8 protein-coding genes are annotated in these 17,294 nt (G+C 73.4%); 6 read left to right on the top strand and 2 right to left on the bottom strand.

Annotated elements, in window-relative coordinates; translation table 11 throughout:
- Together ACFPIJ_RS61915 and ACFPIJ_RS61910 are read right to left on the bottom strand one after the other, a co-directional pair.
- Positions 1–2,913, bottom strand: a complete 2,913-nt coding sequence (locus ACFPIJ_RS61915) for a hypothetical protein (RefSeq protein WP_380128915.1) — start codon at positions 2,911–2,913, stop codon at positions 1–3.
- The gene (locus ACFPIJ_RS61910) at positions 2,910–5,213 is read right to left on the bottom strand and encodes a hypothetical protein (protein ID WP_380128914.1); all 2,304 of its coding nucleotides are present in this window, start codon (positions 5,211–5,213) and stop codon (positions 2,910–2,912) included. Before ACFPIJ_RS61910 ends, ACFPIJ_RS61915 begins: the two co-directional genes overlap by 4 nt.
- Positions 5,214–5,462: 249 nt before the next feature.
- Between ACFPIJ_RS61910 and ACFPIJ_RS61905 the strand changes: the two genes are divergently transcribed.
- The 6 genes from ACFPIJ_RS61905 to ACFPIJ_RS61880 all read left to right on the top strand — a co-directional run bounded on the left by ACFPIJ_RS61905 (position 5,463) and on the right by ACFPIJ_RS61880 (position 17,292).
- Positions 5,463–6,992 carry a VMAP-C domain-containing protein gene (locus ACFPIJ_RS61905; RefSeq protein WP_380128913.1) on the top strand — a complete coding sequence of 510 codons (1,530 nt, stop codon included), beginning with the start codon at positions 5,463–5,465 and terminating at the stop codon, positions 6,990–6,992.
- Positions 6,993–7,033: 41 nt separating this feature from the next.
- On the top strand, positions 7,034–8,044 hold the full coding sequence (locus ACFPIJ_RS61900) for an AAA family ATPase (protein ID WP_380128912.1): 1,011 nt from the start codon (positions 7,034–7,036) through the stop codon (positions 8,042–8,044).
- Positions 8,041–13,074, top strand: coding sequence for an SAV_2336 N-terminal domain-related protein (locus tag ACFPIJ_RS61895; protein ID WP_380128911.1), 5,034 nt, complete (start codon positions 8,041–8,043; stop codon positions 13,072–13,074). Before ACFPIJ_RS61900 ends, ACFPIJ_RS61895 begins: the two co-directional genes overlap by 4 nt.
- A gap of 24 nt (positions 13,075–13,098) precedes the next feature.
- Positions 13,099–14,127, top strand: coding sequence for a hypothetical protein (locus ACFPIJ_RS61890; protein WP_380128910.1), 1,029 nt, complete (start codon positions 13,099–13,101; stop codon positions 14,125–14,127).
- On the top strand, positions 14,124–15,587 hold the full coding sequence (locus tag ACFPIJ_RS61885; protein ID WP_380128909.1) for a hypothetical protein: 1,464 nt from the start codon (positions 14,124–14,126) through the stop codon (positions 15,585–15,587). Before ACFPIJ_RS61890 ends, ACFPIJ_RS61885 begins: the two co-directional genes overlap by 4 nt.
- A gap of 214 nt (positions 15,588–15,801) precedes the next feature.
- Positions 15,802–17,292 carry a DUF4407 domain-containing protein gene (locus tag ACFPIJ_RS61880; RefSeq protein ID WP_380129001.1) on the top strand — a complete coding sequence of 497 codons (1,491 nt, stop codon included), beginning with the start codon at positions 15,802–15,804 and terminating at the stop codon, positions 17,290–17,292.
- The last annotated feature ends 2 nt before the right edge of the window (positions 17,293–17,294 follow it).

Here is a 17,294-nt window from a genome sequence, read left to right as displayed (position 1 = left end):
TCAGTGCACCCCACAGAACGGGTCGTCGATGAACGCTTCCTCCGCGGTGCCGATGGTGAGCATCCGGCGCAGCACCAGCCCGGGGTCGCGCTGCACCACGGCCGGGTCGTCGTGCTCCTCCAGCGGCAACTGGCCGCGGTAGAAGCGCAGCCGGCCGGTGTCATCGAGCAGCGGCGTGAAGAGCGGCGCGGTCTCGTCGCCCTCGTCGACGTGGGCCGGCACCCGGACGGGCTGGGCCCCGGACGCCTCGATCTCGACCAGCCACCCGTCGGGGCCCGGCGCCCCGATCGGCGTGCCGGCGACGAGCACGGACGGCTGCCGGCCGGGAACCCGGTGGCGGAACCGCTGCGCGTCGGCGAGCACCGGCCGGCCGCCGACCCGGACGGCGGCGGCGAGCTGCACCGGATCCGGGTTCAGCGGGCCGGTGTCCAACGTGACGTCGGCGACCACGTCCTTGTCCACCACGCGGCACAGCGGCTCGTCGCCGTGCCACATCAGCAGCCACGCGTCCAGGTCCGGGTCGACCTCCACCATGGCGTTGACCGCGTCGAGCCACACCCGCTCCGACAGCTCCGGATCGTCCGGATGGTCCCGGTTGTAGCGGCTGAGCAGGTGGCCCACCCGCAGCGATCCCCAACGCTGATAGTCGCCGCCCTCGACGTTGCGGCGCAGGTTGAACGCCTGCTGCAGCGGGCCGACCCAGGCCCGCGCCCGCAGCGTCGTGGCGCCGCAGTCGATGAACCGGCTGCCGGCCTCCAGCAGCACCTCCGGCCGGTCGGCGTCGGTGAGCACGGCGAACGAGCAGGGCAGGCTGATGAAGAGGTTGTCGACCGTGACCTTGACGGCGGTCTCCCCCGTCGGCGGTGGCCGCCGGTCCCGGTCGCTGCGGCCCATCATCCGGCGGGACGCGGCCCAGGCGGCGCCGATCGACGTCGCCTGCTTCGGGTACCTGGACTCGACCAGCACCTCGTCGGTCTGCCAGCCCTGCTGGCCGTCGGCGATGGCGAGGTGGCCGAACTCCTTCTGCACCACCTCCCGGACGAGCGGCAGCTGGCTCGCCTTGCCGGTCAGGATGATGCGGTCGAGCCGCTCGGCCATGCCCTCCTTGTTGAGGATCCGCAGCCGGTTCATGGCCATGCTCCGGGCCAGTTGCGTGATCTCGAGCAGCATCGGCTCGACGATCGAGCGGAACGCCCGGGCGTGCAGCTCGATGCCGCGGATGCCGGTGCTCGGGACCGTCACGCCCTCGGCCAGGCTGAGCTCGACGACCCGCTGCACCTGGTCCCAGCGCAGGGCGACGGCGCCGTCCATGCCCTGGGCGCCGAGGGCCTTCTTCGCCTCCTCGGCGAGCTCCCACAGCAGCCAGAAGCAGTCCTGGCCGCGGGACTGCTCGCCGGCCCAACGGGTGTGCAGGATCCGGTCCACGGCGCGGCGCACCGTGGTGTCGGTCTCGGTCGTGGCGTTCAGCCCGGCGGTGTCCGCCGCGAGCTCCACGAGCATCTGCTCGACGAGGCTGCCGGGCACGTACGTGGTGCCGTCCGGGCCGCGGAAGTCGATCGGCAGCCGCTTGAGGGTGTGTGCCCGCCAGTCGGCCCAGTCCGGCGCGAACACCGTGTCGGCGGGCGCGCCGGGGTCCAGGATCCGGTCGGCGATCAGCGCCTTGAGCCAGTGGAAGACCTGCAACGTCAGGAAGTCGCCGCCGCGGCGGGCCTTGCCGCTGGAGCCGAGCACCCGGGGCAGGACCTGATACCGGCGGCCGCTGAACGGGTCGGCGAGCGACTCGACCGGCGAGCGGTCGCGCAGCTCGTACATCAGCAGCGCGATGTCGGTCGTCCCGCCGCCGATGTCGATGACGAGGACGTTCTCGTGCCATTGCCGGTCCCGGCCCGGGACCGGGCGCATGCGCGACCGCAGGGACTCCACGCCGATGGCGTAGTCGCCGCTGAGCTCCCGCATGAGGAAGAACAGCGACGCCGCGACGGCCTCGTCGTAGTGCAGGTCGACCACGCTGATGCCGAGCGTGCGCCGGCCGATCTCGCGCATGCGCTGGCGGACCGGCGGCGGCGACATCGTCGGATAGGTCAGCACGACCGCGTCGAGCGGCCGCCGGTCGAAGCGGGCGCCGTTCGCCTCGACGAAGGCCTCGGCCTTGTCGACGAGGAAACCGACGGCGGCGCCGAGCAGGTTGTCGGTGCCGGCCCGCCACTGCTCGTTCTGGTACTCGTCGGGCCGGGGGCGCATCAGGTGGTTCTTGAGGCTCTGCACGAACGGCGGCTCTTCGCCGTCCTCGCCGGGGGCGCCGACGGAGTACTCGCGCCCGAGGCGCACGCTGAGCGGGTCGAAGCCCACGATCTCCAGGCGGCTCGGGATCTCGGGCGACTGGTTGCTCAGCTTCACCGTGTGCAGGTCGTGCAGTTCGAGGGCGACCATGGTGAAGGCCGCGTCGTAGAGCTCGTGCAGCCGGGTGCCGAGCCAGTCGGCGGCCGGACCGTAGTTGCGCCGCCGCCGGTCCAGCTCCAGCAGGATGCGGTGGACGAGTGAGGCGTTGGTGTCGGACCCGGTGCGCAGCACCCGGATCAGTGCGTCCGGGGTGAGCTGACCGGTCTTCAGGACGGTCTCCGCCACCCGCAGCGCGTCCTGCACCCAGGGCGGCGCCGCCGCCTGGTCGGGGCCGCGCGGTGCGGTGCGGTCGGCGAGCAGGTCGGCCAGGCGCAGCCGCAGCACCTGCAGCTGCGACACGGGCACCGCCGCCGCGGCGCCGTGCGACGCGTCCCACAGGGTCACCGTCGAGCTGCTCGTGCCGAAGTCGATGGCGACCAGGCCGCTGCTGGGGTCGTCGGCGTCGCGCCGCGCGGGCACCGCGTCGCGCGGCCCAGGCCCGGCGGCGGGCGACGGCGTGTCGGGCTGCGTCATTCGTGCACCACACTCACTCTCGCGTCGGACAGGAGCTTCTCGATCGCGTCGGCGTGCTTGCGCGCCGGCCGGAGCCCGTACCCGGCCTCGAGGAAGTCCGCGACCTGCTCGTCGGGCAGCGCACCGCGCAGCTGCCGCAGCTCGTCGTCGATCGACTTGGCCCACTCCGTCAGCGCCGCGCGGAGCATCTCCACGCCGGCCCGCCCGAGCGCGTTGGTCAGCTCACGGCGGATCCGCATCACGGTGATCTGGTGCCGCTGCGCGGCGTCGCGCACCTGGTCGCTGCCCATGGGCAGGTCCGGGTGCCACGGCAGGGCGCGGTTCGCGGCCAGCGGGAACAGTTCGACGGCCTGCTCGGCGGCGGCCGGGCGGGCCGAGCGGTCCGTGCCCAGCTCGCCGATCCAGTCGAAGTGGCAGGCCCGTCGCACGGCCTGGACCTCGGCGGCCTGCCCCCGGTCGATCAGCGTCGTGCCGACGGTGTCGAGCTCGGCGTCCAGAACGGCGGCGACCGTGCGGATCCCGGCGTTGGCCCCGTCGACCCAGGCGGCCACGACCCGCTCGGCCAGCTGACCGACCCGCTCGCTCATGTCCGCCGTCGAGCGGTCGAACGGACCGGCGAAGTCGGCCGTGAGGTTCGGCAGCGGCGGGCCCGCCGGACGGTCCCGGGAGATCACCCCGGTGACCGGCTCGACGGCGTCGAACAGCTGGCGCCACTGCGGCCACTCCAGCACGATGCGGACGGCCTCCGCGTGGACCTCCGTGACGATCCGGACCTGTTCCCCGGTGGCCGTGTCGACCGTGCGGTCCAGGTCCGGCAGGAGGGTCAGGGAGCGGCGCAGCTCGTCGATGTGGGCGATCAGGTCCCGCAGCGCCTTGCTGATCGGCCCCTTCTGCCCGTCGGTGACGTCGTCGGGCTGCCGGTTCTCCTCGACGAGCTCCTGCAGCACCTCCTGCAGGGTGTCCACGTAGCGCCGGTACCGGTCGCGCTGGCCGGCACCGCGCTCGGCGGCGGCGAACACGTCGACCTCGCCGGCGATCGCGCGGCGCAGCGCCGGGAAGCCGCCCTGGTCGGCCAGGGCCGCGAGGGAGCGGCGGGCGAACGCGGTGCCCGCCGTCGGGGCCGGCTCGTCCGGGTTGCGTTGCTTGGGCAGCAGGTCTGCGGAGCCGCGGCGGGTGCTGACGACGAAGACGCGCTCGTCGGGCAGCCCGGACCCGGTGTGGCGGACGAGCTCGCGCAGGCGGTTCAGCTCGATCTCCCGTTCGGCCGGCCCGCCGGACGTGAACGCGGTGCTCGCGGCCACGTCGAAGACGGTCAGCGCCGGGCGCTGCCGCCGGCCCGGCGCGCGGGCGGCGTCCCACGACGCCGGCGGCGCCCCGTCGACGCCGTGCACGAGCAGGAACGCGTCGGTCTCGGCGTCGGCGGTCTCGACGAGCACCTTGCCGCGGGCGGTGTCGCCGCCGGAGTCGGTGAGGACGGTCAGGACGAGGCCCGGTCCGAGCGGAGTGTGCTCCCACGTCTCGATCTCGACGTCGAAGCGCGCCACGACGGGCAGCAGCACCGTGAGCGCGGGCACCGTGCGGGCGTCCGGCGCCGCCACCGGCATGACCGGGAACGGCCGTTTGGTGATGTCCGACATCTCGACGCCGCCGCCCATCGCCCGGAACATGTCCGCGACGGGGAAGACCAGGTCCGTCCGGCCGATGACGTACTGCCCGGCGTGCACGGCGAGGTGCAGGTCGTGCAGCTCCTGCAGCCGTTCGCGGACGGTGCGGTCGACGTGCCGCTCCCACAGCTGTGCCGCCCACTGCAGGTCGCCCTCCCGGGTCCGCTCCAGGCTCGGCTGGGCCTCGGGCGGTGGCGTGCCGGACGGGCCGGCGGCCGCCACGATGCGGCGGAGGATCGCAACCCGCAGCGGGCCGAGCTCGGACCCGCCTGCGAGGGTCGCGGTCACTCGGGTGGCGGCGGACCGCACGGAGGTCGCCGGGGCCGGCCCGGCCGGCCGGATCCGCACGTCCAGCCGGGCCGGCTGCCGTGGTGGGCTGGACGGCTGCAGCGCGTCGACGGCGGCGAGGGCCGCCGCGGTGACGGCCAGCACCTGCTGCCCGTCGCCGCCGAGGGCGAGCAGGCGCAGCGGCCGCGGCGACCGGGGCGCGGCGAGCGCGCTCTCCAGCCGGTGCCACTGCGCATCGGCGATGGCGAGCGCCTGACGCAGCTCCGTCGCCCGGGAGTGCAGCGCGTTGACGGCGTCGCCATACCGGTCCACGGAATGGACCGTCTGGTCGTGCTCAGGCAACGTCATGGGCCGGCGGCCTCCTGTGCGAATCGCGTCGGGCGCCCGGATCGCCGGGCGCGGTCACCACTGACGGACAGGAACTGTGCCGGGTGACCGCTCGCATACGGGCAGCAACAACTAAGCCCGGTTTCGGCATGAATTGGAAGCAACGAAAGCACGTTCTGTACACCCAGCCGAACAGGCCGTTATATCCATTTGGACGATTGAGGCTCAGCGGGGCACCCACGTACCTCTTAGAAAGCCGATGCCACTGTCGTGCAGAGGAGCGAACCCATTCCCACGCCCAAGGACGACGTCCCGGCGCATCCCGCGCGGCTCACGGCCGACGACGTCCAGATGGTCGCCGAGACGTGGGAGCGCGAGAGCACCGCGTCCCTCGAGACCACCATCGAATGGCTGACCAGGCGGCACATACGAGTCACCGGACTGCCGTCCGGCGCCACGCAGTCCCAGCAGATCCGCGCGGTTGTCGCGGCCTGCAACGACCCGGCCGGCTTCGGCACGCTGGCGGATCTCCGGAAGGCAATCGACCGGCTCGGTCTCACCGCCACCCGCGAGGCGCTGGAGGATCACCTGGCGGGTCGCCCGTACAGTCCGATCGCGCTCCTCGAAACGGTCGAGACCCATTTGCCGGCACTGCGGTTGCTCCTGCGCACGATCGCCCAGGCGAACGAGGGGGCCGTGCTGCTCAAACAGGTCAATCGCGTCTGGCCCCGCGACGGTGTCTATCTGCCCAGGGCCGTCCCGGGTCTCTGGATCGGTCTGGAATGGCTGGCGGCGCAGTATCCGGACCTCTTCGCGAAGGTGTTGTTCCTCCTGACGAAGGCAACGGGACTGCCGGGCAACGGCGAGCTGACGAAGCTGGCCACGGAGCATTTTCCGTGCGACAACCCGCCGCCGTCGCAATTGGACGCCGTTCGCACCCATCTGGTGGTCCGGATCTCCCGGGTGAACTCCGGACAACCCGAAACGAAGTACGACGTGCACATCCGGCTGATCGAGCAGCATTACGACCCCGACGCCGACCGGCGGCTGCTCGGCATGGTGACGACCGAAGGCCCCCGCACCACCGCCGCCACGACGCTGGAATCGACCACCACCAGCATGATCGACTCGGTGCGGAAGGCGCTCACGGCGGACCTGGCCTGGAACTCGAAGGACGTCAGCGGACGGCAGGTCGACTTTCTGCTCGACACGGACCTGCTGTCGCTGGGTGTGGACGAATGGAAGGTCAACCTCGGCCGGAAGACACCGAGGGCGATCGGCGTCGAGGCTCCCGTGGTGGTGCGTCCGCTGGAACGGCTGCGGGCGCCCGGCGGTCTGGACGTCGGCGCCTGGGCCCGGCGCAGCAGATGGATGACGGACAAGGGCGAGGCGCGCTGGGCGGTCGCGCCCGAGGTGCGGAGGGCGGCCGACGAGATCCCGTATGCGGGCGACCACACCGAGGTCAGCCGCGCCATCGAGGACATCGGGGACAACGTGGTGTGCCTGGGGCTGGACGCCGGCCAGGGAGGCGGCAACCACACCGCTGTGTTCCTGGACTGCGCGCTCGAGGAAGGGTTCCCGATCCTGGTGTGGTCCCGCGACGGGCAGCTCGCGCTGTTCCGCGAAATGGTGAAGCGCCCGCCCGATCCGAACGACTGGCGCTACCTGCCGACGCAGCTGTACAGGCTCCGGCGGTCCAGCCAGATCAAGATCAGCATGCTGTGGGACGACTGGGCGGAGAACTGGGAAGCGCTCCGTCCGGGTCGTTTCGGCACCCATTCGACCGAGGGCGTGACATGACCGACGACACCCGAACGGAACCCTGGTGGATCTTCCGGGGCGTGACCGGACAGTCCGTGGAGAAGATCCCGGATCCGCCGCCGTGGCGGGACTTCGCCGGCGAGGCGCCCGAGCCGATGCCGGCCGCCGAACCCGAGCCCGAGGACATCGCCAAGCGGCGCACCGGCGCGCATCACTGGTCCGGGGCATCCGGCTTCCGGCCCGACGACCTCGATCTCATCAACGCGGCGCTGTTGCTGCGCCGGCCGCTGCTGGTCAGCGGCCCCGCCGGCATCGGCAAGTCGACCCTGGCCTACTCGATCGCGGCCGAACTGAACCTCGGGCGCGTGCTCAACTGGACCATCACCAGCCGCTCGACACTGCAACAGGGGCTCTACCACTACGACGCGATCGGCCGGCTGCAGGAGGTGAACCTCGGCAAGGAGAGCAACGGCACCCCGGCCGACATCGGTCGCTACATCCGGCTCGGCCCGCTCGGCACCGCGCTGCTGCCCTGGGAGCAGCCCCGGGTCCTGCTCGTCGACGAGATCGACAAGTGCGACGTCGATCTGCCCAACGACCTGCTCAGCGCATTCGAGGACGGCGAGTACTACATTCCGGAACTGGCCCGGCTCGCCGCCGATCCGAGCGGGCCGGACCGGGCCACCAACAGCGTCATCAGCGTGCTGCCCATGCACGGCAACGAGCGGGTGGCGATCGAGAACGGCTACGTGCGCGCCCGCGCCTTTCCGTTCGTCGTCATGACCAGCAACGGCGAACGTGAATTCCCCATCCCGTTCCTGCGCCGGTGCATCCGCCTCGACCTGCAGCACGCCGACGAGGTGTGGGTGCGCCGCGTCGTCGCCCGCCAGCTCGGCTCCGAGATCGTCGGGGAGGGCAACGAGCTGATCCGGACCTTCCTCGCCAGGGTCCAGGAGGGCCAGCCGATCGCGGCAACGCAGCTGATGAACGCCCTGCAGCTGGTGCACTCGACCCGCGACAATCCGGGCAGTGTCGACGCCGTGGCCCAGAAGCTGATGAGCGCGCTCGACAAGCCGATGCAGCGGCCGTGAACGGCGGCGACCCGGAGGCGGACTCCTCGCCGACCGATCTGATCGACGCGATCTGGCTCGCCTCCACCCGGTACGCCCACCTGCCGGCATCGGCCGGGGACACCCCGGCCGGCGCGCAGACCCGGCCGGACCGGACGCCGGCCACCGGCCCGCCCGCCGGCGGGCCGGCGCTTGCCGCGCCCGCCCCCGGACCGCGGGTGCCGCCGGGCCGGCCGGCCCGGGACACGGCCGAGCCCCGGGTGTCGGCCGTCCCACCGGCGCCGGGCGCCGCGGGCCGGCACCGGGCATCGAACGCCACCGACGTACACGTGTACGCCCCGCACCCGGTGCCTCGGGGGGTGAAGGATCCGCACGCCGAGATCGAGCTGCCGCGCCCCCGGGCCCTGAAGGAGGCGTTCCGCATCGCCCGCGCCCTGCGGCCGCTGCGCGGGCTCGGCGGTCCCGACGCCGGAACGGTGCTGGACGAGGAGGCGACCGCCGCCAGCTCGGCCGAGGCGGGCATGGTCCTGCCGCAGTTCCGGCAGCAGGGCCGGCGCACCGCCCGGCTGACGATCCTCGTCTGCAACAGCCCGACGATGCGCTGGTGGAGCTCCGCGGTCGACGAGCTGATCGAGGCGCTGCCGCTGTCCGGCGCGTTCCGTTCGGTGCGGGTGTGGCGGCTCAGCGAGGACTCGCCGGTCCGGCTGCGCCCCTGGAACGGCGACCCGGCCCAGGACCGCGACCTCGCGACCCTCGTCGATCACACCGGGCGCCAGGTCACCCTGCTCGTCACCGACGGGCAGGGCCCGGCCGGGCGGGCCGCGGAGATCACCGAGATGCTCACCGGCCTCGCTGCGCTCGGCCCGACCGCCGTCCTGCAGGTGCTGCCGACCCACCTGTGGCACCAGACGTGGATGCGCCAGGCCTCGGCGAAGGTGTCGGTGGTCCGCGGGCTCGCGACCGTCGCTGCCGGGCCGGGCCGCCGCACGCCGGTCGTGCCGGTCCTGCGGCTGGAGCCCAGCTGGCTGGCCGCGTGGACGCGGCTCGTCGGCGGGACCGAGGCCCACAACGTGCCGCTGACCGTGCTCGGACCGCTGGATCACGGCAAACCGCACGACGGCGACGCCGGGCCGGACGAACCGGGCGGATGGGTTCACGACGTCGCCGACGCCGCCCAGCAGATCCAGCGGTTCCGGGCCGTTGCGTCGCTCACCGCATACCGGCTGGCCTGCCACCTCGCCGTCGCGCCGTTGACGGTGCCGGTGATGCAGCTGGTGCAGGCCCACGCCGTGCCGGACTCCGGGTTGGACCACCTGGCCGAGGTCGGTGTCTCCGGGCTGCTGGTGCGGCGGGACGAGCCGCGCGACGACGAGGACCCCGCCGGCGTCGTCTACGAGTACGCCAGGGGCGTGCAACGCGAGCTGCTCGGCAGCATGCCGCGCAGCCAGATCGACGCGGTGGTGCGGATCCTCGGCAGGCTGCCCCGCTCGGTGACCGACCCGCTCGGCGGCCGGCTGAACCTGCCCGCGATCGCCGACGAACTCGCGTCCGCCGACGGTGCGGCCGTCGACCCGCGCAGGCTGCCGTGGGCCAGGGTCGCCACGACCGTCCTGCGCGCGCTGGGCGGCTCGAACCGGGCGGTCGCCGAGCAGATCGAGCGGAACATCGCCGAGGCCGGTGGTCGCCGGCTGCCCGGGGCCGCCGGGACAGCCCGCACCGGCCGGGCGGATCTGCCGGCCCACGTCGGCGTCTTCCTGCGGGTCCTTCGGGCGGTCGCCGACCCGTGGTCGCAGCCGGGCGGCGCCGGCAGCCATGGACGGCTGCGCGGTCCGCTCGACGAGATCGCCCCGCTGGCGGCCTGGCTGGCCGCGCCCACGGTCGAGGACCGGCTGCGGGTGCTGGTCGGTCCGGCCGGCAGCGGCAAGTCGACAGTCGTCGCAGCGGCCCTGGCGGCGGTGCACCCCATGCTGCGCGACGAGCCGCTGCCCGGGCCGCTGCGCGCGCAACTGCCGGAGTGTGAGCCGGCACAGGCGCGGATCCTCGCGATCGACGCCGCCTTCCTGAGCTGCGACGAGGTGCGGGCCGCGCTGACCGGCCAGGCCGGCGCGGCCGGCGAGGAGCTGTCGGTGGTGCTCGACCGGTTCGGCTCCGCGTGCGCCGTCGTGCTCGACGGCGCCGCCCTCGCCGCCGATCCGCGCGGGCTGCTCGAGCTCGTCGTCGCGCCGATCCTGCGCGACATGGCCTGCCGGGTGCTGGTCGTCACGACGCCGACCGCCGCACTCGACGACTTCCTGGACGCGCTGCCGGAGGCGCGCGGGACCGTCCCGGTCCGGCTGCCCGCCGCCGACCGTGAGCTGCTGCGCGAGCGGCTGCTCGACGTCCTCGCGACGCATCCGGAGTTCGGCCGGGCCGGGCTGCAGGAGACCCGCCGGGCGCTGGCGGCGGCGGGCGCCGATCACCTCGGCGGGGTGACCGCGGCAACCGGTGTCGGCGGGCTGCTCGCGGCGGGCGTCGTCGCCGCGGACGCGGCGGCGCAGCACGGCACGGAGCCCGCGACCAGAGCCAGGGTCGAGCAGCTCGCCGCCGGGCATCTACCGTTGCTCTTCGAGACGCACCCGGTGCTGCAGGGGCGGCCGGATCTGCGGCTGGTGTTCGTCGTCGCGGCGTTCGCCCGCGGTGGCGGCATGCCGCTGGCGGTCCTGCGGATGTGCGCGCGGCGGCTGCGGCCCGGGAGCCCGCCCGGACCGGACGACGAGCCGCCGGTGGCCGACGTCCAGGACGCGCTCAAGGCGCTGCGGTACTTCCTCGGGGTCGAGCAGCGCGCCGACGCCGAGCTCTACTCCCCCGCACATCCGACGCTGACGCGGCACCTGCGATCCCGCCCGTACGAGCCGGCCGGGGTCGCCCACCAGCGCGCGGTCCAGGAGATCGAACGCGCGATCGCCGACACGCTGCTGGCCGCCGCCCGGGCCACCGAGATCCAGCCGGAGGTCGGCGCGTACCTGGCCGAGAACCTCGCCAGCCATGCGTTCGCCGCCGGGCTCTTCGACGAGTTCCTCATGGACCTGCCACTGGTCGCCGCCGCCGATCCCGACCGCCTGCGCCCGCTGCTGAGCCTGGCCCGGGACCCGGTCGCGTGGCGGGTCGCCAGGGTCTACTCCGCCGCGGGCATCGCCGCCCACGCCGCCGACGAACGGCTCGACCAGCTGCTGTACGCGATCGTGCGGGCCGGCATGACCGCGCCGGCCCTGCCCGCGCCGGCGCCGGACAGCTGGCGGGCCCAGTGGGCGGCGCCGGCGATGCTGCCGCTGCGGCTGGTCGAGCCCAGGATCGAGACCGAGCGGATCCGGTCCATGGCGGGGCGGCTGCACGGCGACACCCTCCGCGTCGTGTGCGCCGGGCCGAGCGGCTCCGTGCGGGTCTACGACGCGGACACCGGTCAGGCACTGCGCACCCTCGCGACCGGCGGACCGGGCCGCAGCGTCACGTGGACGACGACGGCCGAGGGCCCGTTGCTGGTGCAGATCGAGCGCGCGGTCGTCCACGTCGCCGGCCGTGAGCTGCGCGCCGGGCCGGACAACCTGCGCTGCGTCGCCGGTGGCACGAACGGGCTCGTCGCGACGGGCGACAAGTCCGGCCGGGTCGCGCTCTGGGACGCACCGGCCGGACAGCTGCTGTGGCGGGTCGAGCACTCGCCCGGCAGCTGGGTGACGGCCGTCGCACTGGTCGACGTGCCGGGTGGTGACCCGTGGGTGGTCGCGGCGAGCGAGGACGGCCAGATCCGGGTCTTCGACGCCACCGGCACTGTGACCGCCGGGCCTGCCCAGCTGGACGGTGGCGTCGTCGCGATCGCCGCCGCGGCCGGTGACGACGCCGTCCTCGTCGCCGCGGCCTCCGCCAGGGGCGGGGCCGCACACCTGTGGCGGCACGGCCTCGACGAGCCGTCGGACCGGCTGGCCGGCGGCGACGTGACGTCGGTGGCGTTCATCGCGGACGGATCCCATGTGGTGACCGGCGCCGCCGACGGTCTCGTGTGCCTGTGGTTCGCCCGGACGGCCGCCCTCGTCCGCGAGGAGCACCAGCACGCCGCCGCGGTGCGGGCCCTCTCGACCGGCTCCGGCCTCGGACGCCACTGGCTGCTCACGGGCGACGACGACGGCATCGTGCAACAGTGGCGGCTGCGGCCGTGGGACGCCGGCGCCCCCGTCGCGCTCGCCGCCGTGCCCGGCCCGGAGCCGTGGCTCCTGGTGGCCGGGATCGACGAGGACCCCGAGCACATCGAGCTGGGCGACGGTCGCGCAACGAGCGTGGTCCCCGGCCACGCGCCCGTCGTCGCGGCCGCGTCCGGACCGGGCGTGCTGGTGACGGCCTCCGCCGCCGGGTCGGTGACGGTGTGGGATCCCGCGACCGTGACGCCCCGGCGGACGGTGCCGGTCCCGGGCCGGCCGATCTCGCTCGCGTGCGCCGGCACGACGACCAGGACCACGATCGCGGCGGGCCACGACGACGGGACGGTGCGGGTGCTCACGCCCGACAGCCGGCAGCGGACCGTTGTCGTCGGCAGGGCACGCGTCGACGCCGTCGTGGTCACCGCCGCCGGCGCGGTGGTCGCGTGCTCGGGGCGCACGTGCGCGGTCATCGAGGCGGACCCGGGCCTGCCGGTGCGCCGGGCCGAGCTGCCGCTGCTGCGCTCGGTGCCGGCTGCCGTCATGTCACCGGCGGATCCGGCGGGCGAGGTCTTCCTCTGCGCGGACGACGGGACCGTGTACCGGCTCGGCCTCGAGACGCTCACGCTCACCGGCGAGCTGACCGGGTCGGCCGGCATCCGGCACCTGGCGGCGCTGGACACGGTCGTGGCCGGCATCGAGACCGGCACGGCCGAGGCGGGCGAGGGTGCGCTGCTGCACGCCTGGCACCCGGGGTCCCTGCAGCCGCTGGCGCGGTTCCGCCTGCCGGGCGACATCCGTGCGATCGCCGCGGCCGGCGACGACCTGGTGGTCTGGCACGGCCGCGAACTGACCCGGCTGCGCTGGGTCGCCGCGAACCCCTGAAACTGGAGAAGGAGCCGACCTTTCATGCAACGGCGCGGAATCGTCACCGGAGCTGCCTGCGCGGGAACCGCGCTGCTCGCCGTGGTGCTGTACGCGATCAACCAGCAGCACCCGTTGAGCGTGCTCGGCACCGCCCTGCTGATCGCGCTGGCGGCGACGGCGGCCGGAGGCCTGCTCGGGTTCCTGTTCGGCATTCCCCGGGCCCGTGCGGGCGCACCGGACGAGCAGCCGCCGGACATCCGCCCGCGGTACGACGCCAACACCAACCTGGAGCAGGTCTCCGACTGGCTGACGAAGATCCTCATCGGGGTCGGCCTGGTCGAGCTCACCACGCTGCTGCGGGCCGGTGGCCGCCTGGTCGCCACGATCGGTCCCGCGGTCGGCGACGGCGCGCAGGGCCGCGTCGTCGCCGGCGCGATGCTCGTGTTCTTCACCGCGACCGGGTTCGTCCTCGGCTGGCTGCTCACCCGGGTGCTCCTCGCGCCGGCGCTGTCCCGGGCCGACGGAGCCGCCCTCGCCGCGTTCGTCGCCGCGGAGCAGGCCGAGGAGGCCGGTGACCGGGCGTCCGCCGAAACCCTGCGGGCCGAGGGGGTCCGGCTGATCCGGCAGGCCACCGCGGCCGCCGGGCGGTACGAGCAGGTGCGCCGCGGACCGGCCGATCCCGACCGCACCGCCGCGATGGAGGCGCTCGTCGCCGAGGCGAAGGCCAGCACGGCCGCCGGTGCCTGGCTGCCGGAACAGGTCCGGGACCTGTTCCGGGAGGGACGCGACGGCGGCCGCGTCTTCGCGCTCGCGCTCATGGAGGGCGAGCCGGCCCTGATCGACGTCGCCTGCGTCCTCGACGCCGTCGGTGCCTCGCGGTCGGCGTTCGAGCAGTACCACGCACTGCTGGTCACCGAGATCGCGGTGCCGGCGATGACACCCGGGGAACGGGAGGCCACGTTGCGCGTGATCGAGGCACAGACCGGGCCGCGGGGCCGGATCCGTGAGGGCACCGGACGACGCCGGGTCGCCGAGCGGATCCGCACGGCCGTAACGGAGGTCGCGCGGTGAGCCTCGACCTGAGCCTGCTGGTCGGCAACACCAACGTCAGGCATCTCGAGACCACCCTCAAGATCGACCACCGCAGACTTGACCTGCAGGCGCTCCTCACCGAGGGCCGCACGGCGGCGAAGGTCGGGCACGCGATGCTGTCCGCCACGCCCAGGGCGGCCACGCAGGACGCGGTCGCCTGTGTCGTGAAGTACCTTCCGCCGGGGCGCGACTCCGTCGACGAGGCCGACCGGCACAGCGACGCGTTCAAGGCCGGCGAGGAATTCCAGCCGCAGCTGAGCCAGATGCTCGCCGGCCGGGCGCCGATCGTCCTCGCCGATGGCGGAATCCTCATGTTCTACGCCGACGCGGGCAGCCGGACCGCCCTGAGCCTGCACTACAGCGACGACCTCGTCGACCTGTGCCGGTCCGTCGCGGCCGGCGTCCTGGGCACCTGGAACCCCGGCTTCGGCTACCGCCCGGAATCCGCGTCGGCCCTGCTCCTGGACATGCTCGGCGGTCGCCTGAACCCCGGCCGACCACTGCACACCTGGCTGGCGCGGCGTCCCGAGCTCGGCCCCGCAACGCTGTGGACCACGGTCGCCGGCGGTGCCCGGATGATCAATCCGCACGCGCTGGCAGCCGGCGCCTTCGACCCGGTCACGGTGTCCACGCTGACCGGGCGGACCCACGGCGACCTGCACCTGAGCAACATCGTCCTGCACGACGAGTGGAGCACGAGCGCTCCCGACCGGTACAAGCTCATCGACCTCGGCGGCTACGAGCCCGACGGGCCGGTCGCCCGCGACCCGGCCCACCTGGTGCTGTCCGTCGTCGCCCGCCACCTCCCGGACCTGCGGGACGACGCCCGGATCGCGCTGGCCGAGGCGCTCGTGCACCCGCGCGGCCGCACCCGGCTGCCGGCCGAGATCCGTGACGTGGCGCGCGTGATGTTCGCCGCCGGGGAGGTCCGGGCGGACAGCAAAGGACGGGCGAAGGACTGGCGGCAGCAGTGGCTGCTGGGGTATGTCGCCGGCGGGCTTTCGTTCGCCGCCCGTGACCTGCCGGGGGACGGCGCGCAGCAGTGGTTCTTCGACCTTGCCGCCCGCGCCGCGACCGCCTTCCTCGACGCCGTCGGCGCGCTGCCCGCCGAGCCGAAGGTGATCCCGGCGCAGCGGGACGGTGCGGTCGCGGACGCGGCAGCGGCAGCGGTCGTCTCGACGTCGCTGTCCGAGGTGATCGGCACAACCGAGCGGGGCCCGTGGAACCGGCTGTTCAACGGGCTCATGCCGCCGGCGCTGCCGGGCGACGGCCGCGACATCCAAGCGCGGGTCACGGCCGCGGAGGTCGAGGCGTTCGTCGCCTGGTGCGCGCGGGAGGACCGGTGGGACCGGCTCATCGAGGTGCTCGAGAAGATGCGGTACGGAGAGGAGCCACTCGACCGGCTGCGGGCCGCGATCGGCGCGACATTCAGCCGATAACCACCGGCCGCGCGGCGCAAGCATTGCATCTGATCGAGGTCAATCAGCGCATTCACCCGATCGGTGGAATCAGTGCCATTTTGGCGCGCCGCAAGGACACCCAGGAAGGTCAATCGGACGATTTCTGCGACTGTCGCCGACGGCTACGCTGGGTCCGACGCACCAACGCATTTTCCGCCTCCCACGTCTGGGATCAAGGAGTCCGGCAGTGAGCATGCGTGATCGAAATGTCGGGGCGACCGGCCGGATTCCCCAGCAACGGGCCGTGCCGCGCCGTGGGCTGCTCGTGTGGCTCTCGGGGGCCGACGTCGACACCCTCAGCCACACGCCGCGGGAGACCCGGAAGTTCGTCGGTCTCGGCGGCATCGTGCTGACCACGGCGACCCTCGCCGCGGTGTCGGCCACCTTCGCGCTGACGCTCGGCGCACGCGCGCCGATCTGGGCCGCCGTCCCGGCCGGCATCCTGTGGGGCCTCGCGATCATGAACCTGGACCGCTGGCTGGTCACCGCGACGCAGCGGCGGCCGAAGTGGTATCAGAACCTGGTCACCGCCCTTCCGCGGGTGCTCATGGCCCTCATCATCGGCGCGGTCATCTCGACGCCGCTGGTGCTGTGGCTCTTCCAGCGCGAGATCGACGCCCAGCTCAACGTCATCCACCAGCGCCGCCTCGACCAGCATCAGCAGGCGCTGCTCAACGACGCGAGGTTCAAGGGCATCCCGCAGCTGCAGGAGGCGATCGCGCGCAACCAGGCCATCGCCAACGGCACCGCGACCGGCGCCGCGGAGGACCCACGGGTCAAAGAGCTCCAGGCGCAGTATGACGATCTCAACACCAAGTTCCAGGCCGCGCAGGCGTCGGCGACCTGCGAGTTCGACGGCACGTGCGGCACGAAGACGCGCGGCGGCGGCGAGGCCTACCGGCAGAAGCAGGCCGTCGCCGACGACCTGCGCCGCCAGCGCGACGCGGTCGGCAAGCAGCTGGAAACGGCCCGCAACGAGGCGAAGACCAAGCAGGACCAGAGCGCCACCGCCGAGCAGAAGACCGCGGCCGAGCAGGTCAAGCGCGACCAGGAGGAGCTCGACCGCCTCGAGGTGCTGAAGAAGGCGGAAGAGGATCAGTTCAAGGCCGACACCGCCAATGACAAAGGACTCCTCGCCCAGTTGGGCGCGTTGAGCGAGCTGACCGACAAGAACTCCACCCTGCGCACCGCATACCTCATGCTGCTGCTATTCATCACCACCATCGAGGTGCTGCCGGTCCTGGTGAAGTTCCTGATGAATCTTGCCCCGGCGACGGCATACGACAAGATTCTCGAAAAGGCGGAGGACACCGATTTCGCCACCGCCTCGGCGCGCCTTTCCCGGCAGCAGGAGCGGCAGGAATTCGAGCAGCAGGCGCGGGCGGACCGGGAAAAGGAGATCATCCGCGACCAGCTGAGCCGCACCCGCAGTCTCGACGAGACCTACGGCATGACCGGTCACATCTCCACCCGGCCCGCCGAGGCGCCCACCACCCGCCTCGTGACCTGGCTGCTGCGCCGCAACGCGCCGACCCAGCCGGCGGGCTACACCCCCTGGCCGGACGAGGAGCCGCGCACCACGCCCGCCGGCACGACCCGGATCAACCGGCCCCCGGTCACGATGTCGAAGGTCGACGACGATGACGAGGACCGGATGACCGAGCGCTGGAGCTTCGAGCGCTGACC

Source organism: Dactylosporangium cerinum, from assembly GCF_042653625.1.
In the GTDB taxonomy this organism is placed as follows: domain Bacteria; phylum Actinomycetota; class Actinomycetes; order Mycobacteriales; family Micromonosporaceae; genus Dactylosporangium; species Dactylosporangium cerinum.
The sequence above is the reverse complement of the archived record's forward strand: the minus strand, read 5'-3'. Positions and strand labels throughout refer to the sequence as shown.